This window comes from Aquipseudomonas guryensis (assembly GCF_014164785.1).
GTDB lineage: Bacteria > Pseudomonadota > Gammaproteobacteria > Pseudomonadales > Pseudomonadaceae > Aquipseudomonas > Aquipseudomonas guryensis.
Window position 1 is genome coordinate 738,272 of the sequence record NZ_JACJFN010000001.1, and the last position, 22,817, is coordinate 761,088.

Consider the following 22,817-nt stretch of genomic DNA (forward strand, 5'->3'; position numbering starts at 1 on the left):
ACACTTCACTGACCGACGACCGCCCACAAGCCCGCCGCCGCTTTCCGCTAGAATGCGCGCCTTTGCGACTTATCCGAGGTTCCAGCCGTGTCCTTCTTCCCGGTCATCATCATTGGCGCTGGCGCCGCCGGCCTGATGTGCGCGGCGCAAGCCGGCGCGCGCGGGCGCCAGGTACTGCTGCTCGACCACGCCAACAAGGCGGGCAAGAAGATCCTCATGTCCGGCGGCGGGCGCTGCAACTTCACCAATATGTACAGCGAGCCGGGCAACTTCCTCTCCGGCAACCCGCACTTCTGCAAGTCGGCACTGGCGCGCTACACCCAGTGGGACTTCATCGAGCTGGTGGCCAAGCACGGCGTGCCCTACCACGAGAAGAAACTCGGCCAGCTGTTCTGCGACAACAAGGCCAGCGACATCCTCAACCTGCTGCTGGCCGAATGCGACGCGGCCGGCGTCGACCTGCGCCTGGACACCCAGATCGAGAAGATCGACAAGCTGGAGACCGGCTACCGTCTGCTCACCAGCGGCGGCAGCTTCGACTGCGAATCCCTGGTGATCGCCACCGGCGGCCTGTCGATCCCCACCCTCGGCGCCACCGGCTTCGGCTATCAGGTGGCGCGGCAGTTCGGCCATGAGCTGCTACCGACCCGCGCCGGCCTGGTGCCGTTCACCATCACCGAGCCGCAGCTGAAAGAGCTGTGCACCGAGCTGTCCGGCACCTCGGTGGAAGACTGCCTGGTGAGCTGCAACGGGCAGAGCTTCAAGGAGAACATCCTGTTCACCCACCGCGGCCTTAGTGGCCCGGCGATCCTGCAGATCTCCTCCTACTGGCAGCCCGGCGACAGCGTGCAGATCAACCTGCTGCCGCACCTCGACCTGCCCGAGTGGCTGGCCGAGCAGCAGCGCGAACGGCCGAATAGCGAGCTGAAGACCCTGCTCGGCGAGCTGTTCACCAAGAAGATGGCCAACCTGCTGGCCGAGCAGTGGTTCGTCTCCAAGCCGCTCAAGCAGTACACCCCGGCCGAGCTGAATACCGTGGCCACGCGCCTGGCCGAGTGGACGCTGGTCCCGGCCGGCACCGAGGGCTACCGCACCGCCGAAGTCACCCTCGGCGGCGTGGACACCCGCGAGGTGTCGTCGAAGACCATGGAGTCGCTGAAATCACCGGGGCTGTATTTCATCGGCGAGGTGCTCGACGTCACCGGCCACCTGGGCGGCTTCAATTTCCAGTGGGCCTGGGCCTCGGCCCATGCGGCGGCGCAGTTCGTCTAACAACCTGTCCACTTAGGGTGCGCCGCAAGCCCGCCGATTGCCCCTTGTGTGCAGGGCGCCCCCTAAGGGAAAGCCCGCAGCAGAAAGCCCCGGCCGCCAGAAACCCTGAAAAATAGCGGGTAAGGCTGGGCAGCCTTATTGGCACTCTGCCAGTATTGGTGGATGGCGCCACGCGGCGCAGATCACCCGAGTGTCCCGATGCCTGGCGCCCGTCACCATCCTTCACTACCCCTGCTGATGCTGCTCGCCCTGCTGCTGAGCCTGCTGACGCTGCCTGCGCGGGCCACCCTGGTGTTGCACGATGCCCGCCCGTCCGTGGCCCTGCTCGGCCAGGTCGACTACCTCGCCGACCCGACCGGCGAGCTGCAACTGCAAGCGCTGCTCGCCAGCCCCGAACGTTTCCACAGCAGCGCAGGGCGCCGCGACCTGAGCTTCGGCTATGTCCAGGGTGCCATCTGGCTGCGTCTGCAGGTCGAGTCCGCGGCCAGCCAGGCGCGCGACTGGCGCCTGGAAATCGACTATCCCTCGCTGGATCGGCTCGACCTCTACGATGTCGGCGCAGACGGCGTGCGCCACAGCCAGGCCGGCGACATGCTGCCCTTCGCGGAGCGCAGCGTCGGCAACCGCAACCCGGTGTTCGACCTGCACCTGCAACCCGGCGAGCGCCGCACCCTCTACCTGCGCGCCAGCTCCGAGGGCAGCATGACGCTCGGCGCCAGCCTCTACTCGCGGCAGGCCCACGAGCAGCACAGCCTCCAAGGCTATGTGGTGCAGGCCCTCTACGGCGGCACCCTGATCGCCCTCGGCTGCTACAACCTGCTGCTGTTCCTCGCCCTGCGCGAGCGCCCGTTCCTCTACTACGTGCTGTTCGTCAGCGTATTCGCCATCGGCATCCTCGGCCTCAACGGCCTCGGCGCGCAGTTCCTCTGGCCGCAAGCCGGCTGGTGGACCAACCGCGCCCTGCCCTTTGGCATCAATGGCGCCGCGGCCATCGGCATCCTCTTCGCCCGCAGCTTCCTCGATACGCCGAAATGGCTGCCGCGTGGCGACCGTTGGTTGCGCCTGGCCTTCGTCATCGTAGCCTGCTGCGCCCTGGGCACCCTGCTGCTGCCGGTGCAGCTGGCCCTGCAGATCATGTCGATTTCCGGGATCGCCATGTGCCTGACCCTGCTCGGCACCGCCTTCGTCTGCCTGAAGAATCGTGTGCCGAGCGCCGGCATCTTCGCCCTGGCCTGGAGCATGCTGCTCGGCGGCGCGGTCCTGCTGGCGCTGCGCAACTTCGCCCTGATCCCGTCGAACTTCTTCACCATCCACGCCATGCAGATCGGCTCGTCGCTGGAGATGATCCTGCTGTCATTCGCCCTCGCCGCGCGCTTCAACGAGCTCAAGCGGCAGAAGGAACAGGCCCTGCAGCAGCAGGAGCGCCAGCTGGAGCAGCGCGTGGCCGAGCGCACCGAAGCCCTGGAAGAAGCCAACCAGCGCCTGCGCGGCCTGGCCATGAAAGATCCGCTCACCGGCCTGGCCAACCGTACTGCGTTGCAGACCCAGCTGGAGCTGGCCATCCGCCGTTCACAGCGGCGCCAGGAGTTGCTGGCCGTGATGCTGATCGACCTGGACGGTTTCAAGCCGATCAACGACCAGCACGGCCACGCCCTCGGCGATCAGGTCCTGGCCGCCATCGCCCGGCGCCTGCAGCACTGCGCCCGCGAAACCGACCTGCCGGCGCGCCTGGGTGGCGATGAGTTCGTTCTGGTGTGCGAAACCATCAACTCGCCCGAGCACGCGGAGCAGGTGGCGCAGCGGGTTCTCGAACAGATCAGCTTGCCCATCGAACTGGACCAACTGACCGTGCAAGTCGGCGCCAGTATCGGCATCGCCCTGAGTCGCGGCGAGGACAGCGGCACCCTGCTGATCCGCCGCGCCGACGCCGCCATGTATGCCGCCAAGGCCAGCGGCCGCAACCGCGTGCAGTTGCATGAGGTCACTCCGGCCTGAAGGATGCGGGGACGCGGCCAAGCGTCTGCCCATGATCGCCCGCTACAAGCTGCGCGATGGCGCCATCAGTCCCCAGAGCTAAGAGTTAGTCACCCCTCGCCCGTTCACGGGAGAGGGGCCGGGGGAGAGGGCTGCGCCCCGCCGACGCCTTATCCTCAAGAGGCCGTATTGCTCAGACCTTTGGCAGTAACTCGATAAAGCTCCGCGTCCAGCTGTGCACATCCCCCGGCCAGCGCGCCGACACGTAATTACCGTCCCGCACCACCCAGGCCGGCCGACTGTCACTGACGCTGTCGCGGTGCAGGCCGCTGGTCTTGCGCCAGTAGTCGGCGGCGTCCTTGGGCACATCGAGAAAGTCCGCCGGTCTGGCCAGCAGACGCCCGACCTCGCCCTGCACGCTCATATGCCCGGCCGCCTCACCCGGCGCCTCGCGATAGGTGCGGTAATAGTCGCGATCCCACCAGCGCCCATAGAAGCGCGTCAGGTTCCAGGCGGTCTTCTCCATCTGCCAGGTCAGCCCCGTGGTCTTGCGCCCGTGCAGCACCGAGCGACCATCCGCCGCGCGGCTGCGCGCCACCAGCAAGACACCGTGGCAGACCGCGGCCAACGGCTTGTCGGCGGCCATCCAGGCGGCGATGAAGGCTTGCAGCGGCGCGCTTTCCAGGTATTCGCGCATGCCGCGCGCCCAGTGCCCACCCGGCACCACCACCCCGGCGAAGTCCTCGACACGCAGACGTTCATGGCGCAGCGGCTGACGGTAATCAGGATCGGCCAACATCGCGGCGCAGGCCTCGCGGGCATCGCCACGGGCGCGCAGCAGCAGGCCGAGCAACTTGAAGCGGCGCAGACCGGCAATCCGCCCCCAGGGATCTAGCCCTTCACCGCTCATCATCTGCGGGTCCGGCTGTGCCGGCAGACCGTCCGGGGTAGCAAAACACACCCGGTAGCCGGCCTGGCGCAGCAGGCGCCAGCTCAGGGCAGCTTCACTGGGGTCGTAGTCACGGCACGGCAGGGGAATGACGACACAAGGTGCGGGCATGCGCGGTCTCTCGGTAGGCGGGAAAGGCTCGACCATAACAGCTCACCCAACGCCGCACCGTGGCCTAGCGTGCCAGCGGCCACGGCCAGGGCTGCCAATCCGGGCGCTCAGCGCAGGGTCGCAGCAATCGCGTAGATATCCGCCTGGTGGTTGAGCACCAGTTCCAGCTCGCCATTGGCGCTGACGAAGTTCAGCGGCGGCAACAGCTTCTGGTAGGCCGCCAGCTCCACCAGCATCGGCAGATCAGCTTGCGGGTTCTGCTCCTTGATCGCATGGAACAGCGCCAGGTTGACCAGATCGATCAGCCCCAACTCGCGGCTTTCACTCAGGCCCCAGCTGCCGGCGTTGCGGATCACGCCGATGTACTCGTCGTCCACTGCCCACTTCTTCAGCACGATCACTCCGAGCGACTTGCTGTATTCGCGGCACAGCTTGTAATACAGCTCGCCGGAAGGGATCTGCGCCTCATCCTTGAACGCCGACAGCACCGCCAGGGTGCCCACCTCGCTGAGCAGGCTGGCCAGCAAGGCATGCTCCGGCGCCACATGGCCGAGCAGGCGGGCGAGCATGGCGCTGGTGCTGGCCTTGAGCACCAGGCGCTCCCACACCTCGACGAACAGCCGCTTGTGCGCCGCGCTGTGCAGGGTGAACAGGCTGCGAATGCTGTGCACCATGGTGATGCGATCGACCTCGGCCATGCCCAGCAGAGTGATCACCTCATGCAGCGTCTTGGGCACCAGCGCATGCCGATACAGCGCGCAGGAGGCATGTTTCATCAGAATCGCGCTCAACGCCGGATCACGGCTGACCAGGCGCACCAGCGCCGGCACCGTCATCCGCTCGTCACTCAGGGCCCGGCGGATATCCAGGGTAATGGTCGGCAGGCTGGGCAACTGCTCCTGGCCCTGCATCAACTGCGACACCACCCGCCGGTAGATCGAATAATCGGACGTTTCGTTGACCAACACACACCTCCGCGCACTTCCGTTGCAGTGTAGGTGGCGCTAGGCGGGTGATGAGACAAAGGCACAGCGTTACGCGGTGGACAGGTCGGGGGGGAGTCAGTAATTTCGGCGCAGCTTTGCGCGGCGAAGCCTGGGGCCGATCGCCCGGCAGGCTTTTCGCCCGAATCCATAGCATTTACTGGGGCAGGTTTTAGGCCGAACAGCTATCCGATTTGGACAGGGCAGAGTCCATAACTTACCCACCGAGTGAAACCCATGAATCGACGCAAAAAAATAAATCAGCTTTTGAAGGCTCACGCTAAAAAAGCCAGTGCCAAATTGGCCCCTAAAAAAAAGTCCACGTACATCAGCAAAGCCGACCGCTTGAAGCTAGCCGCCGAGCCCAGCCAAGACTTGAGCCTTTCCCCTGAGGAGCTCACCCCTGCCCCGTGAAGATTCAGATAGCGCTATTTAACGGCGCCTGCGGCCCGCTGTGCGGCGCACAGAAAAATTGCCGAAAGCGCTGAGTTCGTTCGCCGAACCACGCACTCAGTCGCGCCCCCGCAACACGCGCCACCCTTCTCACTGTCGAGCCCACCATGCCCATCACCTGGATCATCCGCCATCACACCGACCTCTCCACCCACGAGCTTTACGCCCTGCTCGCCTTGCGCGCGCAGGTGTTCGTGGTTGAGCAGAACTGCCCTTATCTGGATGTGGACGGGCAGGACCTGCTCGGCGCTACCTGTCACCTGCTGGCCTGGCACGACGATACGCTGGTGGCCTATCTGCGCCTGCTCGCCCCAACGACACAGGACGGTGACGTGGTGATCGGCCGCGTTGTGATCGCGCCGCAGGCGCGCGGTACGGGCCTTGGCCATGTGCTGATGGAGCGCGCACTGCTGGCCTGCGCCGAACGCTGGCCGGGCCTGTCGATTTATCTGTCAGCCCAGGCGCACTTGCAGGGCTACTACGGCCGTTATGGCTTCGCGCCAGTCGGCGAGGTCTATCTGGAAGACGGTATTCCGCATATCGGCATGCGCCGCAACTCCACACAATCTCCACAGACCTGACCCAGCACCTCCATCCTGGCGCCGCAGACTGCCGGCCTTCACCAAGGAGGACGGGCAATGCTGATGATGTTGGGACTCTTGCTTTGTGCGCTGCTGGTGTTGACGGTGCTGGTGCGTGGCCTGCTGCTGTTTACTTGGTGTGGGGTCCGCCGTGGCTGGTCGCTGGCGCTGCGTCGTTATGGCCTGAGCGTGCTGTTGTGCATCAGTGTGGCGGTGTGGGAGTTGGGCGCCTTGTATGGCTTCAGCTGGCGCCATCTCGGCCGGGTCAGTCAGGTCGAGCTGGCCAATACCGCGGTGGCCTATGCCTACCCGCAGGTGTATGCCGACCTGAGCGAGCTGCGCCATGACTATGCCCGCTTCCGCCCCTCGGTCAGCTACTGGGACAACTGGCGCTTCGAAGAGCGCATCGACGTGGGGGACAAACTGCTGGGCGACACCGACTACCAGGTACGCCTGCCTGACCGGGTGGTGGTGCTTGATGTGCATGGCTCCCCGCAGTATGACTTCGCTCTGGAGGATGAGCAGATCATCGCCCCCGACCGCGCGGATATGGGCCTGATTGCCAGCGTGCAGAGCCGTGACTCCTACGCCACCGAACTGCAGGATCTGCAGGCCAATTGGGCGCAGCCAGGGCGTGGCGAGGTTCATCTGCACGAGCGCTGCCTGAGCGCCTACAGCGCCCAGCCGCGAGGCCTGAACCTGACGCTGACGGCCAAGGAGCACCATCCACTGACCATCACCCCGCGCTTCGGCTTCTACCGCGTGACGCTTAGCTTCAGCCCGGCCGACGACTATGACTACGGTAGCCAGGATTTCCAGCGCATCAGCCGCGCCGAATTTATGCGCCTGCGCGACTGCAAGAGCTAGTCCGGCATCTCCTGGCCTGGCAGCCAGCGCTGGTAGATTGCGGCGAAGCTGCCGTCGGCCTTCATCGCATCCAATGTCGTCTGCCACTGCGCAATCAGCGCATCGTCGGTCGATGGTGAGAAGGCGATGTAGGCATAGCTGCGCAGAAAACTGTACAAGGGCTCGACATCCGTCGGTTTGAGATCACCGAGAGCGAGCAGACTTTCCAGGGTGACATTGTCCGCCACCACCACGGGTACCCGCCGATGGTGCAGCATGGTCATCATCTGCTTCGGCCCGATAACCCCGTAGAGGTTGGGCAGGCCCTTGGCTTCAAGTGTCTGGTAGCTGTACCACTGGCGCGGCACGGCGATAGTGCCGACCTTGCGGGCGTCTTCCAGGCTGGCGATGGTCAAGCCGGACCCCTTGAGGGCATAGAAACTGGTAACGCCGACGATGATCGGCCCGACCCACTTGAACAGCTGCTCGCGCTCCTCGGTACGCATGGCGACGAACAGCCCGGTATTGGGCTGGCTCAGCGTCGCCTGGTAGCCACGGGCCCAGGGCACCACCTCGATAGACGCCTGCTGCCCGGTACGGCGGAGGATTTCCTCCACCACTTCGACGCCGAGTCCGGCAGGCTTGCCCGCCTGGCTGAAATTCAGCGGCGGGTACTCCTCGGTGTACAGCTGCAAGGGCTCGGCCGCCAGCCCCAGGCCGGCGTAGCAGAGCATCAGGCAGAGCAGGCAGCAGCGGCGAAGGGTACGCATGGGAGATCACCTTGCAGAGTCTGCCTGAGTCTAGACCAGTGCATGGACACAAGACCCCGGCCAGGGTGGCCTGCTACCCTGCACGCCCGTTCACTGCCCACCACGACCATGGACAAGACCCTTCTGCAACAGCAGGTGTGCGAACACCTGGAGACCGATCTGGCCATGGCCGTGCGCGCCGCGCAAACCGCACACGAAGCGGCCACGCACGAAGAAAACATCGCCGAGAACAAGTACGACACCCTCGGTCTGGAAGCTTCCTACCTGGCCGCCGGGCAGGCGCGGCGGGTGGAGGAGATTCGCCAGGCACTGCACGCCTGGCGAACCCTGCAGATGCGCGAGTTCAACGAGGAACAGGGCATCCAGCTCGGCGCCCTGGTGTTGCTGCAGACGGCCGACGGGCGGCGCCAGTGTCTGCTGCTCGGCCCCGATGGCGCCGGCCTGAAACTGCCGAGCACATGGGGCGAGGTCATGCTGATCACCCCGCGCGCACCGCTCGGGCAGCAACTGCTAGGGCTCGGCGTGGGAGACGAGGTAAGCAGCGGCCCGCAGCGCTGGCAGATCCTACAGGCTGTCTGACACTCAGCCGCGCGCAAGCCGTGAAGACCAGCTGGCGAGACCACGCCCCGCCCGCCTGTAACGCCAGGCTCAGGCGGCGGCCGATGAAGCTTCGCCCAGCAGGTAAGCGTCGAAGCCGAGCTGGTTGAGCAGGTGCACGGCCAGTTCGCTGCGGATGCCGCCCTCGGGGGTGACAACGTAGCAGGTGCCGCGATCGAGGCTGTCGGCATGGGTGCGCAGATTGGCCACCGGCAGGTTGAAGCTCTCCGGCAGATGGCCCAGGCGGTACTCGACCGCCAGGCGTACATCGAGCAACAAGTACTTGCGCCCGGCCTGCTGGCCGATCTTTTCCAGGTCTTTGCCGCTGATACGCGGGATCAGGGTCGGTCGCACCAGCTCGACGAAGTCGTCACGGTGCAGACGCGCCAGTTCGCCATCTTCGAGCATGGTCACGCTGGCCGAACGTACCGAGCCACTGACCAGCGCCTCCTCGCCGAAGAAGTCGCCACTTTCCAGGCTCAGCGCCGGCTGCTCGCGGTATGCCGGTGGCAGGCTGATACGCGCCCGTCCGCGCTTGATCACATAGAAGTGCTCGCCCGGCTCGCCATAGCGCACCACGTCATCGCCGGCCTTGGCCTCGATATACTCGAAGCGCGCCAGCAGGGCATGCAGATGCGAAGGCGCCAGACGGCCAAACAGCGGCGTGCTGAGCAGGCGCGCCAGCCAGTCCTCGCCGTCACCCTCATCGACCAGCATGCCGCCGCCGAGGCTGTCGACCTGATAGGCCGCTTCCTGGCTCCAGCCCAGCAGGCGCTCAAGCAACTGGTGCTCGACGGCGAACAGGCTGACATCGGTCAGCGCCTTGACCGTGGCCGGATTGGGCTGGACCCCGTTGAGCGGCATATGCGCCTGCGGCGAGCCGCCTTCGAAGGTCTGTTTGGCCGGGCCGGCATCCACCGCTACCTTGCCGCTGAGCAGGTAGTACTGCGCCAGCGAGCGCTCACCCTTCTGCAACAACAGCGTGCCGGCCGGCCGTTGCACATACGTGAGACTGGCATGCAGCTGCTGGCGGTACTGCGGGGTGAGGAAGTCCATCGGGCTGAAGCTACTCAGCTGTTCGATGCTGAGCGTTGCACTACTCATGGGCTTTACTCCGCGAGAAAACGCGGCCTTGCGCGGAAAAGAAGTTCCATTGCCGAGGGCATGTCTTAACCATAGCGCTTGGCCATCAGTCTGGCGCTGACGCTGGTCGGATAGCTTATGCACAGCTGGCGGGGATGACTCTGTGGATAACCTGCGCATGATCCCCTCCAGGCCCTGTCAGCCGTGGGCTGCGCCCTGCTGTTCAGTTCTTGTACGACGCGGCTTGCGGATTGATCACCCACTCAGTTCGGTGCAACCAGTTCGCGCCAGGTCAGGTACACGCGCAGGTCGAATTCCAGCTGGTGGTAGCCCGGCAGCATGTATTCGCAGAGCTTGTAGAAAGCCTTGTTGTGGTCGTATTCCTTCAGGTGCGCCAGCTCGTGCACCACGATCATCTGCAGGAATTCCGGCGCCGCCTCCTTGAACAGCGCGGCCACGCGGATCTCCTTCTTCGCCTTGAGCTTACCGCCCTGCACCCGCGATACCGCCGTGTGCAGGCCGAGGGCGCGATGGGTCAGGTCGAGGCGGTTGTCGTAGAGCACCTTGTCGATGTTCGGCGCGTTGCGCAGGTGCTGCTGCTTGAGGTCGAGGACGTATCCGTACAGCGCCTTGTCGCTCTGGATCTGGTGGCGCGTCGGATAGCGTGAGCTCAGGTAATCACCGAGACGGCCGTCGGCGATCATCTGCATCACCTGCTGCTGCAGGTGCATCGGGTAGGCCTGAAGGTATCTGAGCGCGGTCATCGAGCGGTACTGCGGGAACGGGTCACCAGTCTACCGCCCACGGGGCCGCGCGGCACCCGTGGGCAGTGGCCACTCAGCGCACCTTGAAGCGGTTGACCAGCTCGACCAGGCGGCGGTTGGAGGCGAGCAGCGCATCGGTGCTCTTGTCCGCCTGCTGCCCGCTGCTGACCAGGTCGTCGACCATGTGGCGGATGGCAACCATGTTCTGGTTGATCTCCTCGGTCACCGCGCTCTGCTCCTCGGCGGCGGTGGCGATCTGCGCGCTGAGGTCGTGAATGCGACTGACCGAGGAGGCCATGTCGTCGAGGCCGACGTTGACCCGGGAGGTCTTGTCCGCCGTGGCCTGGCAGCTGGCCTTGGTCTTCTCCATGGCCTGCACGGCCGAGCTAACGCCCTGCTGCAGCTTGCTGAGCATCTCATTGATCTCCGAGGTGCTCTGCTGGGTGCGCCCGGCCAGGGCGCGCACTTCGTCGGCGACCACGGCAAAGCCCCGCCCCTGCTCACCGGCACGTGCCGCCTCGATGGCGGCGTTGAGCGCCAGCAGGTTGGTCTGCCCGGCAATTTCACCGATCACGCCGAGCACATCGTTGATGCGCTGAGCGTCCTGCTGCATCTCCTGCACGCGCGCGGTGGCACTTTCCACCTCATCGACCAGGGCCAGCACGCTGGTCGAGGCCTCGGCCACTACCACACGGGACTGCTCGGCCTTGTCGTTGGCGTCGCGGGTGAAGCTGGCGGTCTCAGTCGCGCTCTGCGCCACGGTGTCGGCGGTGGAACTCATCTCGGTGATAGCCGTCACCGCCTGGTCGGTTTCCGAGGCATGGCGGGTCAGCACTTCGTTGGTGTGGCGCGACTGCTGCTGGAGCTGCGCCAGCTCTTCGGCGATCACCGCGGAAGCCTGAGTGACATCGGCGATCATGTTCTGCAGGTAGGCGATGAAGCGGTTGACCGAGCTGCCCACCGCATCCATCTCGTCCTCGCCCTTGAGGGCGATGCGCCGGGTCAGGTCGGCATCGCCGGCGGACAGCGAGTCGATATTGCCGCGCAGCACATGCAGGCGCTGCATCAGCTGGCGGATGGAAAACAGCATCATCGCCAGCAGCAGGATCACCAGGGGAATCTGCAGGGTGGCCAGGGTCTTCAGCACGCCGGCACTGTTCTCGGTGAGCAGGTGGGTCGGCAGCGCTGCGGCCAGCAGCCAGGGCGTGCCCTCGATCGGCTGCAGGTAGAAGGTCCAGTCATCGCCGTCCTCGGCCTGGAACTGGTGCTTGTACAAAGTATCGCGGCCGATCTTGCCCAGGCCTTCCTGGATCTCGTTGACGAACAACGACTGGCCAGCCAGCTCGGATACGTTCTTCAGCACAATCTCGCCGCCGATCCGCGCCTGGTTACTGAGGATCTTGCCGTCCGGCTCGACGATCATCACCTCGCCCTGGATTTCCTTTTCCTTCTCGGCCACCAGCTTGTTGAAGAAGCCCAGGGTCACGTCGATGGTCGACACGCCGAACGGCGCGCCGTCCTTGCTGATGGCCATGGCGCAGTTGGTGCGTGGCTGGGCGCTGGCATCGTCCTTGTAGGCCGCAGCCCAGGCGCACTGGCCGACCGGTGCCTGCTGCCCGGCGCGGTGCCAGGGCTGCTCGTAGTAGTTGGGCGCGGCGTCGGAGTTCCAGTAGGTGTTGACCGTCATCTTGCCGCCGGCATCGCGGTGAAAGAAGGTGCTGTGTTTGTCGCGCTCGGAGCGCTGCTGCGGCAGCGGCCAGATGCCGCCGCCGAACACCTTGGGATCACCGTACTGGTCAACCAGGCCAGGCACCACGGTATCGATGCTGTCGCTTTCGAGCAGTGGAATGGTCTGGGTGATGCTGCGCGACTGCGCTTCGACCTTGGCCAACTCGAAGAGGATGGTTTCGGCGATCTTGTTGACCTTGCCCAGCACCAGCTGCTCTTCCGAGGCTTTCAGCTTGGGCGTGATGAAGTGGCGGATGCCCTCTTCGGTCAGGACAAAGATCACGGCGATGAAGGCAATGAAGATAAGGGTATAGCGGGCCTGAATTGTTTTAAGCGAACTCATGGTTCACTCCTGGCTCTCGATCTGCGAATGCTTCGGTGGATGTATGCAACACCTCACCACCTGCCGGCTCATGCCGGTCTGTGCGATGCCGTACAGCGATCCCTCTCCTACACGCTCCTGCAAAGAGTCTAGATGGAGATGCCACTGTATCGGGATATGGATCGAGGGCTTGATGGCGGCGCTCGCGGCGCAGGGTTTTATCAGACGAACGTGATGCACGATCGTTCTAGATCAAGGATGCGTCGCGGGTTATGGCTGGCCGGAAACAGGCTGTGATCTAGGGGCGGGGCAGCGCGCCGGGCCTGCCAGCCAGATAGTCGCGATAGACCTGCAGCAACTGCTCAGCGCTATAGCGACAGCTTGGTGCCTGGCACTCGGCATTGAAGTCGAAGCGCCCGCTCATGGGTTCGGCCAGGCGGATGTAGATGGCCGGCCACTCGCTCCGTGGCGCATCCGCCGGGGTGAATAGCAGGCGCTCCTGGCGTTCCACCAGAGCACCACCGGCGGCGGCATAGTCGAAGACGAACAGCAGGGTGCGCGAGGTCTTGGTGGTGCATTCGGCCTGCGTGACACAGCGCTGCGGGTCGGCCTGGGTCTGAACTGACGCAGGAGCTGGAGCAGGCGCTTCAACTCTCGGCTGCTGGGCACAACCGGCGAGCGCCAGCACAGCGACGCAGAATACGCCTCGAACGATAGACGGCATTACCTTCCCCCCGATAAACAAAAGCCCCGCAGAGCGGGGCTTTCGGTGCAGCAGATGGCTTAGTTGACCTTGGCGGTCAGCTCACCCTTGGCGTAGCGCTGGAACATGCCTTCCAGGGAGATCGGTTTGATCTTGGAGGCATTACCGGCGGTGCCGAAGGCTTCGTAGCGAGCGATGCAGATGTCGCGCATGGCGGTCACTGTGGCGCCGAAGAACTTGCGCGGGTCGAACTCGCTCGGGTTGGTGGCCATCAGGCGACGCATGGCGCCGGTGGACGCCAGACGCAGGTCGGTGTCGATGTTGACCTTGCGCACGCCGTACTTGATGCCTTCGACGATCTCTTCGACCGGCACGCCGTAGGTTTCTTTGATGTCGCCGCCGTACTGGTTGATGATCGCCAGCCACTCTTGCGGTACCGAGGAAGAACCGTGCATCACCAGGTGGGTGTTGGGGATGCGCTTGTGGATTTCCTTGATGCGGTCGATGGCGAGGATGTCACCGGTCGGCGGCTTGGTGAACTTGTAGGCGCCGTGGCTGGTGCCGATGGCGATGGCCAGGGCATCGACCTGGGTGCGCTTGACGAAGTCGGCGGCTTCTTCCGGGTCGGTCAGCATCTGGCTGTGGTCCAGCACGCCTTCGGCGCCAACGCCGTCTTCTTCGCCGGCCATGCCGGTTTCCAGGCTACCCAGGCAACCCAGCTCACCTTCAACCGATACGCCACAGGCGTGGGCAAACGCCACGGTCTGCTGGGTGACACGGACGTTGTAGTCGTAGTCGGCTGGGGTCTTGCCGTCTTCCTTCAGCGAGCCGTCCATCATCACCGAGCTGAAGCCCAGCTGGATCGAACGCTGGCAAACGTCCGGGCTGGTGCCGTGGTCCTGGTGCATGCACACCGGAATATGCGGGAATTCTTCGATGGCGGCCAGGATCAGGTGGCGCAGGAAGGGGGCGCCAGCGTATTTGCGGGCACCGGCGGAAGCCTGGACGATCACCGGGGAATCGGTCTTGTCGGCCGCTTCCATGATCGCGCGCATCTGCTCGAGGTTGTTGACGTTGAAGGCCGGCACGCCGTAGCCGAATTCGGCGGCGTGGTCGAGCATCTGGCGCATGCTGATAAGTGCCATGGTGTTCTTTCTCCCGGTGGGGCTCGTTAATCGTGCAAGCCTGCCGCAGGGGCAGGCGCTATTCAAGTATTCGCGGCCACTCAGGCCTTGGCGCGTTGTTCCAGCACTTCCACGGCCGGCAGCACCTTGCCCTCGACGAACTCGAGGAACGCGCCACCACCGGTGGAGATATAGCTGATCTGCGCGCCGACGCCGTATTTGTCGATGGCGGCCAGGGTGTCGCCACCGCCGGCGATGGAGAACGCCGGGCTTTCGGCGATGGCCTGGGCCAGCACCTTGGTGCCGTTGCCGAACTGGTCGAATTCGAACACGCCGACCGGACCGTTCCACAGGATGGTCTTCGACGACTTCAGCAGCTCGGCGAACTGCGCAGCAGTTTGCGGGCCAATGTCGAGGATCATGTCGTCCTCGGCCACATCGGCGACCAGCTTGATGCTGGCTTCGGCGTCTTCGGCGAAGGCCTTGGCCACCACCACGTCGACCGGCAGCGGCACGCTGACCTTGGCGGCGATGGCCTTGGCGGTGTCGATCAGGTCGGCCTCGTACAGCGACTTGCCGACCGGGAAACCGGCGGCGGCGAGGAAGGTGTTGGCGATGCCGCCGCCGACGATCAGCTGGTCGCAGATCTGGCTCAGGCTGTTCAGCACGTCGAGCTTGGTCGACACCTTGGAGCCGGCAACGATGGCCGCCATCGGCTTGGCCGGGTTGCCCAGGGCCTTGCCCAGGGCGTCCAACTCGGCCGCCAGCAGCGGGCCGGCGCAGGCGACCTTGGCGAACTTGGCCACGCCGTGGGTCGAACCCTCGGCGCGGTGGGCGGTGCCGAAGGCGTCCATGACGAACACGTCGCACAGGGCGGCGTATTGCTGGGCCAGCTCGTCGGCGTTCTTCTTCTCGCCCTTGTTGAAGCGCACGTTCTCGAACAGCACGATCTCGCCGGCCTTGAGTTCAACGCCGCCCAGATAATCCGCCACCAGCGGTACGTCATGGCCCAGAGCCTTGCTCAGGTAGGCCGCCACCGGCGCCAGGCTGTTCTCGGCGCTGAACTCGCCCTCGGTCGGGCGACCCAGGTGCGAGCAGACCATGACTGCCGCGCCCTTCTCCAGGGCCAGCTTGATGGTCGGCAGGGAGGCGAGGATGCGCGCGTCGCTCTTCACCACGCCGTCTTTTACCGGGACGTTGAGGTCTTCGCGGATCAGCACGCGCTTACCGGCGAGGTCGAGGTCGGTCATCTTCAAAACAGTCATGGTCAGTCCTTCACAAGGGGCTGGTTAGTGGCTTTCTGTTCAGTGGAACAGGCAGAAACATCGAGAAAATGTTGGGCAACGTCGAGCATGCGGTTGGCAAACCCCCACTCGTTGTCGAACCAGGCCAGCAGGTTCACCAGGCGCGGGCCGGATACACGGGTCTGGCTGCCGTCGACAATCGCCGAATGGGCGTCGTGGTTGAAGTCGCAGCTGGCGTGGGGCAGTTCGGTGTAGGCCAGCAGGCCTTGCAGCGGGCCACTGGTGGCGGCCTCACGCAGCACCCGGTTGATCTCTTCGGCACTGGTGTCGCGGGCGGTTTGCAGGGTGATATCCAGGCAGGACACATTGACCGTCGGCACCCGAATGGCCTTTGCCTGAATGCGCCCGGTCAGTTCCGGCAGCAGGCGTTCGATACCACGGGCCAGACCGGTCGACACCGGGATCACCGACTGGAAGGCCGAGCGCGTGCGGCGCAGGTCTTCATGGTGGTAGGCGTCGATCACCGGCTGGTCGTTCATCGCCGAGTGGATGGTGGTAATCGATACGTACTCGATCCCCACCGTCTCGTTGAGCAGCTTGAGCAGCGGCACCCCACAATTGGTGGTGCAGGAGGCGTTCGACACCAGTTGCTCGGCGCCCGTCAGGCAGGCCTGATTGACGCCGAACACCACGGTGGCATCGATATCCGCCTCGCTGGCCATCGGCTGGGAGAACAGCACCCGGGGCGCACCGGCAGCGAGGAAGCGCTCGGCATCGGCACGACTGTGGTAGACGCCAGAGCACTCCAGCACCAGGTCGATGTCCAGCGCAGCCCAGTCGATGGCCTCGGGGGTGGCCTGACGCAGCACCCTCACGCAGTTGCCATTGATATGCAGGCAATCGCCGTCGACTTTCACCTCGCCGGGGAAGCGGCCGTGGGTGGAGTCGAAGCGAGTCAGGTATTCGATGCTGGCCTGGTCGGCCAGGTCGTTCAGCGCGACTATCTCGAAACCGGCCGCGGCGCCGCGCTCGTGCAAGGCGCGCAGCACGCAACGACCGATGCGGCCGTAGCCGTTGAGGGCGACTTTATAGGGGCGTTTGGCCATGGTGGTCTCGGGCAGGGTGCGGTGGCTGGCGGCAGCCACCGCAGCACGGCCTCAGGCGTCCAGCAGTTCGGCGGCGGTTTCCAAGATATTGTCGACGGTGAAGCCGAACTCCTCGAACAGCGCCGGTGCCGGGGCGGACTCACCGAAGGTGGTCATGCCGATGATGCGCCCTTCCAGGCCCACGTACTTGTACCAGTAGTCCGCGTGCGAGGCTTCGATGGCGATACGCGCGCCGACTTGCAGCGGCAGCACGGCCTGCTTGTAGGCAGCGTCCTGCTGGTCGAACACGCTGGTCGACGGCATGGACACCACGCGGACCTTCTTACCCTGCTCGCTCAGCTTGTCATAGGCCTGCACGGCCAGACCGACTTCCGAACCGGTGGCGATCAGGATCAGTTCCGGCTCGCCGGCGCAGTCCTTGAGTACGTAGGCGCCACGGGCCACGTCGGCCAGCTGCTGGGCATCGCGACTCTGGTGCGGCAGGTTCTGCCGGCTGAAGATCAGCGCGGACGGGCCGTCGGCGCGTTCGATCGCGTATTTCCAGGCCACGGCGGATTCCACCGCATCGGCCGGACGCCAGGTGTCGAGGTTAGGCGTGCCACGCAGGCTGGCCAGCTGCTCGATCGGCTGGTGGGTCGGGCCGTCTTCACCCAGGCCGATGGAGTCGTGGGTGAACACGTACAGCACGCGCTGCTTCATCAGCGCGGACATGCGCACAGCGTTACGGGCGTATTCCATGAAGATCAGGAAGGTCGCGCCGTACGGAATGAAACCACCGTGCAGGGCCACACCGTTCATGATCGCGCTCATGCCGAACTCGCGCACGCCGTAGAACATGTAGTTGCCGGAGGCGTCTTCAGCCGACACGCCCTGGCAGCCCTTCCACAGGGTCAGGTTGGAGCCGGCCAGGTCGGCCGAGCCACCGAGGAATTCCGGCAGCAGCGGGCCGAAGGCGTTCAGCGCGTTCTGGCTGGCCTTGCGGCTGGCGATGGTTTCGCCCTTCTCGGCGACATCCTTGATGTAGGCGGCGGCCTTCTCGGCGAAGTCGGCCGGTAGTTCACCGGCAACGCGGCGCTTGAACTCGGCAGCCAGCTCGGGATGGGCAGCAGCGTAGGCGGCGAACTTGTCGTTCCACGCGGCTTCGCGGGCGGCGCCGGCTTCCTTGGCGTCCCACTCGGCGTAGATGTCAGCCGGAATCTCGAAGGGGCCGTGGTTCCAGCCCAGCTGCGCGCGGGTGGCGGCGATCTCGTCGTTACCCAGCGGCGCGCCGTGGCACTCTTCCTTGCCGCCCTTGTTCGGCGAACCGAAGCCGATCACGGTCTTGCAGCAGATCAGGGTTGGACGGTCAGTGGACTTGCGCGCGGTCTCGATGGCGATCTTGATTTCTTCGGCATCGTGGCCATCGACATTGCGGATCACCTGCCAGCCGTAGGCTTCGAAGCGTGCCGGGGTGTCGTCGGTGAACCAGCCGTGCACTTCGCCGTCGATGGAGATGCCATTGTCGTCGTAGAAGGCGACCAGCTTGCCCAGGCCCAGGGTGCCGGCCAGCGAGCAGACTTCGTGGCTGATGCCTTCCATCATGCAGCCGTCGCCGAGGAAGGCGTAGGTGAAGTGGTCGACGATGGCGTGGCCGTCACGGTTGAACTGCGCACCCAGGACTTTCTCGGCGAGGGCGAAGCCGACGGCGTTGGCGATGCCCTGGCCCAGCGGGCCGGTGGTGGTCTCGACGCCCGGGGTGTAGCCGTACTCCGGGTGGCCCGGGGTGCGGCTGTGCAGCTGGCGAAACTGCTTGAGGTCGTCGATGCCCAGGTCGTAGCCGGTGAGGTGCAGCAGCGAGTAGATCAGCATCGAGCCGTGGCCGTTGGACAGCACGAAGCGGTCGCGGTCGGCCCAGTTCGGGTTACTCGGGTTGTGCTGCAGGTAGTCGCGCCACAGCACTTCGGCGATGTCCGCCATGCCCATGGGGGCACCCGGGTGGCCGCTGTTGGCTTTCTGCACGGCATCCATGCTGAGGGCACGAATGGCATTGGCACGCTCACGACGGCTGGGCATCGCTGATCTCCTGGACGGACTGTTACTTAATGAAAGGGCGGAAAAAGGCGCGCATTTTCGCCCAGCCAGGCGCTTCGGGGCAATGAAAGATCGACGAAAGCTGCCGGCCGACTCGCCCAGACACCAATATCAAAAAGTTTTGATATTGGTGTTGCTGGATGAAAAGTGACCGACTAGACTGCCGCCACTATGAATATGCGCGTGCCCCAACTGCGTTTTGAGCCAGCCGATGAGCTCGCCGCCCTGTGCAAGGCCGGCGGCGATCCGCTGCGCCTGAACGTGCTGCGCGCGCTGACCAACGACTCGTTCGGCGTGCTGGAGCTGGCGCAGATCTTCGCCATCGGCCAGTCGGGCATGAGTCACCATCTCAAGGTGCTGGCCCAGGCCGGCCTGGTGGCCACCCGCCGCGAAGGCAATGCGATCTTCTACCGCCGCGCACTGCCGCACAGCGAACTGCTCGGCGGCACCCTGCATGGCGCGCTGCTGGCGGAGGTCGATGAACTGCAACTGCCAGCCGAGGTGCAGGAGCGTATCGCCGCTGTGCACGCCCAGCGCGCCGCCGCCAGCCGCGACTTCTTCGCCAAGACAGCGGACAAGTTCCAGGCCCAGCAGGACCTGATCGCCGGCCTGCCGCAGTACCGCGACAGCGTGCTGGCCCTGCTCGATGCGCTGGGCTTCGCCGCCGGAGCCACGGCCCTGGAAGTCGGCCCCGGCGATGGCGGCTTCCTGCCGGAGCTGGCACGGCGCTTCAGCCAGGTGACCGCGCTGGACAACAGTGCGGCGATGCTGGAACTGGCGCGCCAGCGCTGCGCGCAAGAACAACTGGGCAATGTCGAGCTGCTGCTCGCCGATGCCCTGAACGACGAGATCGGCGCCGCCGACTGCGTGGTGGTGAACATGGTTCTGCACCATTTCGCCGCCCCGGCCGAGGCACTGAAGCAGCTGGCGCGCCTGGTCAAACCGGCCGGTAGCCTGCTGATCACCGAGTTGTGCAGCCATGACCAGAGTTGGGCCAGGACGGCCTGCGGCGATCTCTGGCTCGGCTTCGAACAGGAAGACTTGGCCCGTTGGGCCGATGCCGCGGGGCTCACGCCCGGCGAGAGCCTCTATGTGGGCCTCAAGAACGGCTTTCAGATTCAGGTACGGCACTTCGCCAAGCCGGATGCGAAGCAAACCCAGGAATGAATAGGATTTTGAAATGAGCGAATACTCCCTGTTTACCTCCGAGTCCGTGTCCGAAGGCCATCCGGACAAGATCGCCGACCAGATTTCCGATGCCGTCCTCGACGCCATCATCGCCCAGGACAAACACGCCCGCGTGGCCGTGGAGACCCTGGTCAAGACCGGCGTAGCCATCGTCGCCGGCGAAGTCACCACCAGCGCCTGGGTCGACCTGGAACAGATCGTCCGCGACGTGATCTGCGACATCGGCTACACCAACTCCGACGTCGGCTTCGACGGCGCCACCTGCGGCGTGCTGAACATCATTGGCAAGCAGTCCCCGGACATCAACCAGGGCGTCGACCGCGCCAAGCCGGAAGACCAGGGCGCCGGCGACCAGGGCCTGATGTTCGGCTACGCCAGCAACGAAACCGACGTGCTGATGCCGGCGCCGATCCGTCTGTCCCACGCCCTGGTCGAGCGCCAGGCCGAAGCGCGCAAGTCCGGCCTGCTGCCATGGCTGCGCCCGGACGCCAAGAGCCAGGTCACCTGCCAGTACGAGAACGGCAAGGTGGTCGGCATCGACGCCGTGGTGCTGTCCACCCAGCACAACCCGGAGGTCAGCCTGAGCGACCTGCGCGAGGCGGTGATGGAGCTGATCATCAAGCACACCCTGCCGGCCGAGCTGCTGCACAAGGACACCCAGTTCCACATCAACCCGACCGGCAACTTCGTGATCGGTGGCCCGGTGGGCGACTGCGGCCTGACCGGGCGCAAGATCATCGTCGACAGCTACGGCGGCATGGCCCGTCACGGCGGCGGCGCGTTCTCCGGCAAGGACCCATCCAAGGTTGACCGTTCGGCGGCCTACGCCGGCCGTTACGTGGCGAAGAACATCGTCGCCGCCGGCCTGGCCGACCGCTGCGAGATCCAGGTCTCCTACGCCATCGGCGTGGCCCAGCCGACCTCGATCTCGATCAACACCTTCGGCACCCACAAGATCGCCGAAGACAAGATCATCCAGCTGGTGCGCGAAGTGTTCGACCTGCGTCCGTACGCCATCACCAAGATGCTCGACCTGCTCCACCCGATGTACCGCGCCACGGCGGCCTACGGCCACTTCGGCCGTACCCCGCAGGAAGTGACCGTGGCTGGCGACAGCTTCACCACCTTCACCTGGGAAAAGACCGACAAGGTTGCCGATCTGCGCGCTGCCGCCGGCCTGTAAGCCTTGCCGCAATGCAAAAAGCCCCGCCTAGTTCGGGGCTTTTTGTTGGGAAGTGGATTCTCAGCCGAACTGCAGGCCGCCACTGGCGTACATCAGACCCAGCCCGGAAACGAGAACCAGCAACGGGAAACGGATCGCCGGCTCGTAAATGGCAAAGATTGCCTGCGCAATGGGCGGGAAGATGAAATTCAGGACGCAGCACAGTAGCGACACCTGAATGCCACGGGCGACCGACCAGATGAAACCACTCAGGGCGATCAGCAAGCCGACGGTATTCATGCACAAACCTCCATGTTCAGTCGCTGTCACTCCAGCGGGGCTGGCATTCTGCCTGCACCGCCCCGTGATCGGCAATTTACCCGGAAAGCAGAAGCTCAGCGCTATACCGCATCGCGCGGCAGCAGCAACCCCAGCGGCAGGCAGATGCGCGCCTCCAAGCCACCGCCGGAGCGGTTGCGCAGCTCGACGCTGCCGCCGTGCAGCGAGGCGATGCGCTTGACGATGGCCAGACCGAGGCCGGTGCCCTTGCCGCCACGGGCACGATCACCACGGATAAAAGGATTGAACAGCTCGCCCAGCTCGGCCGGATCGATGCCCGGGCCGCGGTCCAGCACGCTGAGCACTACATAGGGTGCGCTGCTGTCGCCAGACAGATTGGCCACCACCTCGACTCCCTGGCCGCCATAGCGCAGGGCGTTTTCCAGCAGGTTGGTCAGCAGGCGCTTCATCGACACCCGGCGCAGCGGGAACGGCGGCACCTGCTCCAGGCACAGGCGCACCTGCTCACGCTGCTGGTTGTAGGGCGCCACCACTTCACGCACCAGCTCGCTGAGGTCACAGGATTCCGGCTTCTCGTCGCGGCCGTCGCGGATGAAGGCGAGGAACTGGTCGAGGATGGCGTCCATGTCCTCGATATCGCGGATCATGTCCTCGGTCAGTTCCGAGTCGCTGTCGAGCAACTCCAGCGACAGGCGTAAGCGGGTCAGCGGCGTGCGCAGGTCATGGGACACCCCGGCCAGCATCAGCTCGCGCTCGCGGGCGCCCTGCTCGACATCCTCGGCCATCTGGTTGAAGGCGCGGTAGACCTCGGTCATCTCGCTCGGCGTGTCGCTTACCGGCAGCCGTACGCTGCGCCCCTGGCCGAGCTGGCGGGCGGCGAACACCAGGCGCTTGAGCGGCGCGCTGAGCTGGCGCACGAAGATCCACGCCGCCGCCGTGGACAGCAGGCCGATGCCGAGGAACCAGCCGAGCACACTCCAGATCTTCTGCCCACGCAGCGGGTGCGGATACAGCGGCACCTTGGTCCAGCCGTCACCCAGATTCGGCGCCCGCACCCACAGCGCAGGCGGGCTCTTGACCCGTACCCGCACCTCGGTGTCCGGACCCAGCTCGGCCTGCATCTGGCGTAGAAATATTTCCGAATAGGGCCAGTGCTGTTCGGTCGGCGGCACCTGGTCGGCGCTCACCTGTTTCAGGGTCGCCGCGGCGGCGATATGCGCACGGTCCTCGGGATCGGCCGCCCAATAGGCACGCAGGGTCAGCGCGGCACCGTGGCTGTACTGACGATCGACCAGCACGTCCTCGTTCATCATCAGGTAGACCAAGGTCAGCGCCTTGGAAAACAGCACGACGATAAGCACCAGCCAGAGGGTGCGGGCGAAGAAGCTTTGCGGGAACCAGAGCGGGGTTTTCATCAGGGCGACGCGATACCTGTAGGAGCCAGCTTAATGGCGATGGGGTGAGGGGATCGCCAGCAAGCTGGCTCC

At 65.0% G+C, this 22,817-nt stretch carries 21 protein-coding genes; 8 read left to right on the top strand and 13 right to left on the bottom strand.

Annotation, left to right across the window (positions count from 1 at the left end):
• The first annotated feature begins 87 nt into the window (after positions 1–87).
• Both H3H45_RS03350 and H3H45_RS03355 read left to right on the top strand, forming a co-directional pair.
• The gene (locus H3H45_RS03350) at positions 88–1,272 is read left to right on the top strand and encodes a BaiN/RdsA family NAD(P)/FAD-dependent oxidoreductase (protein ID WP_182832323.1); all 1,185 of its coding nucleotides are present in this window, start codon (positions 88–90) and stop codon (positions 1,270–1,272) included.
• A 198-nt stretch (positions 1,273–1,470) separates the two neighbouring features.
• Positions 1,471–3,267 (top strand): sensor domain-containing diguanylate cyclase, encoded by a 1,797-nt coding sequence (locus H3H45_RS03355; protein WP_182832324.1) that lies wholly within the window; start codon positions 1,471–1,473, stop codon positions 3,265–3,267.
• Between the two features lie 172 nt (positions 3,268–3,439).
• Here the strand turns inward: H3H45_RS03355 and H3H45_RS03360 are convergent, their stop codons facing one another.
• The gene (locus H3H45_RS03360) at positions 3,440–4,306 is read right to left on the bottom strand and encodes a type 1 glutamine amidotransferase domain-containing protein (protein ID WP_182832325.1); all 867 of its coding nucleotides are present in this window, start codon (positions 4,304–4,306) and stop codon (positions 3,440–3,442) included.
• Between the two features lie 107 nt (positions 4,307–4,413).
• On the bottom strand, positions 4,414–5,271 hold the full coding sequence (locus H3H45_RS03365; protein WP_235983324.1) for an HDOD domain-containing protein: 858 nt from the start codon (positions 5,269–5,271) through the stop codon (positions 4,414–4,416).
• 255 nt (positions 5,272–5,526) lie between these two features.
• Between H3H45_RS03365 and H3H45_RS03370 the strand changes: the two genes are divergently transcribed.
• The 3 genes from H3H45_RS03370 to H3H45_RS03380 all read left to right on the top strand — a co-directional run bounded on the left by H3H45_RS03370 (position 5,527) and on the right by H3H45_RS03380 (position 7,190).
• Positions 5,527–5,703 (top strand): DUF2986 domain-containing protein, encoded by a 177-nt coding sequence (locus H3H45_RS03370; RefSeq protein ID WP_182832326.1) that lies wholly within the window; start codon positions 5,527–5,529, stop codon positions 5,701–5,703.
• Positions 5,704–5,849: 146 nt separating this feature from the next.
• Complete coding sequence (locus H3H45_RS03375) at positions 5,850–6,323, top strand: GNAT family N-acetyltransferase (protein ID WP_182832327.1); 474 nt, start codon at positions 5,850–5,852, stop codon at positions 6,321–6,323.
• A gap of 57 nt (positions 6,324–6,380) precedes the next feature.
• Positions 6,381–7,190: a hypothetical protein gene (locus tag H3H45_RS03380; RefSeq protein WP_182832328.1), complete on the top strand. Its 810-nt coding sequence runs from the start codon at positions 6,381–6,383 to the stop codon at positions 7,188–7,190.
• Here H3H45_RS03380 and H3H45_RS03385 read toward each other — a convergent pair.
• A complete protein-coding gene (locus H3H45_RS03385; protein WP_235983329.1) occupies positions 7,187–7,939 on the bottom strand; it encodes a substrate-binding periplasmic protein in 753 nt (250 codons plus the stop codon). The genes H3H45_RS03380 and H3H45_RS03385 overlap by 4 nt on opposite strands.
• Positions 7,940–8,047: 108 nt before the next feature.
• Here H3H45_RS03385 and H3H45_RS03390 point away from each other — a divergent pair, with 108 nt between their 5' ends.
• Entirely contained in the window at positions 8,048–8,518 is a 471-nt protein-coding gene (locus H3H45_RS03390) for a GreA/GreB family elongation factor (RefSeq protein ID WP_182832329.1), read from the top strand.
• Between the two features lie 69 nt (positions 8,519–8,587).
• Here the strand turns inward: H3H45_RS03390 and H3H45_RS03395 are convergent, their stop codons facing one another.
• The 8 genes from H3H45_RS03395 to tkt all read right to left on the bottom strand — a co-directional run bounded on the left by H3H45_RS03395 (position 8,588) and on the right by tkt (position 18,662).
• Complete coding sequence (locus H3H45_RS03395; protein WP_182832330.1) at positions 8,588–9,640, bottom strand: cyclic nucleotide-binding domain-containing protein; 1,053 nt, start codon at positions 9,638–9,640, stop codon at positions 8,588–8,590.
• Positions 9,641–9,882: 242 nt separating this feature from the next.
• Positions 9,883–10,383 carry a YgjP-like metallopeptidase domain-containing protein gene (locus H3H45_RS03400; RefSeq protein ID WP_182832331.1) on the bottom strand — a complete coding sequence of 167 codons (501 nt, stop codon included), beginning with the start codon at positions 10,381–10,383 and terminating at the stop codon, positions 9,883–9,885.
• 73 nt (positions 10,384–10,456) lie between these two features.
• Entirely contained in the window at positions 10,457–12,454 is a 1,998-nt protein-coding gene (locus tag H3H45_RS03405) for a methyl-accepting chemotaxis protein (RefSeq protein ID WP_182832332.1), read from the bottom strand.
• 277 nt (positions 12,455–12,731) lie between these two features.
• Positions 12,732–13,157 (bottom strand): hypothetical protein, encoded by a 426-nt coding sequence (locus tag H3H45_RS03410; protein ID WP_182832333.1) that lies wholly within the window; start codon positions 13,155–13,157, stop codon positions 12,732–12,734.
• Positions 13,158–13,216: 59 nt separating this feature from the next.
• A complete protein-coding gene (gene fba / locus H3H45_RS03415; protein ID WP_160078062.1) occupies positions 13,217–14,281 on the bottom strand; it encodes a class II fructose-bisphosphate aldolase in 1,065 nt (354 codons plus the stop codon).
• Between the two features lie 80 nt (positions 14,282–14,361).
• Complete coding sequence (locus H3H45_RS03420; RefSeq protein ID WP_182832334.1) at positions 14,362–15,525, bottom strand: phosphoglycerate kinase; 1,164 nt, start codon at positions 15,523–15,525, stop codon at positions 14,362–14,364.
• Between the two features lie 2 nt (positions 15,526–15,527).
• Positions 15,528–16,610 carry an erythrose-4-phosphate dehydrogenase gene (gene epd, locus H3H45_RS03425; protein WP_182833123.1) on the bottom strand — a complete coding sequence of 361 codons (1,083 nt, stop codon included), beginning with the start codon at positions 16,608–16,610 and terminating at the stop codon, positions 15,528–15,530.
• 51 nt (positions 16,611–16,661) lie between these two features.
• Positions 16,662–18,662, bottom strand: coding sequence for a transketolase (tkt, locus tag H3H45_RS03430; protein WP_182832335.1), 2,001 nt, complete (start codon positions 18,660–18,662; stop codon positions 16,662–16,664).
• A gap of 189 nt (positions 18,663–18,851) precedes the next feature.
• Here tkt and H3H45_RS03435 point away from each other — a divergent pair, with 189 nt between their 5' ends.
• Both H3H45_RS03435 and metK read left to right on the top strand, forming a co-directional pair.
• Positions 18,852–19,847, top strand: coding sequence for an ArsR/SmtB family transcription factor (locus H3H45_RS03435; RefSeq protein WP_182832336.1), 996 nt, complete (start codon positions 18,852–18,854; stop codon positions 19,845–19,847).
• Positions 19,848–19,860: 13 nt separating this feature from the next.
• On the top strand, positions 19,861–21,051 hold the full coding sequence (gene metK, locus H3H45_RS03440; protein ID WP_182832337.1) for a methionine adenosyltransferase: 1,191 nt from the start codon (positions 19,861–19,863) through the stop codon (positions 21,049–21,051).
• A 60-nt stretch (positions 21,052–21,111) separates the two neighbouring features.
• Here metK and H3H45_RS03445 read toward each other — a convergent pair whose 3' ends face one another.
• On the bottom strand, positions 21,112–21,330 hold the full coding sequence (locus tag H3H45_RS03445; protein WP_182832338.1) for a hypothetical protein: 219 nt from the start codon (positions 21,328–21,330) through the stop codon (positions 21,112–21,114).
• A gap of 101 nt (positions 21,331–21,431) precedes the next feature.
• Positions 21,432–22,745 (bottom strand): ATP-binding protein, encoded by a 1,314-nt coding sequence (locus tag H3H45_RS03450; RefSeq protein ID WP_182832339.1) that lies wholly within the window; start codon positions 22,743–22,745, stop codon positions 21,432–21,434.
• Positions 22,746–22,817 lie beyond the last annotated feature (72 nt).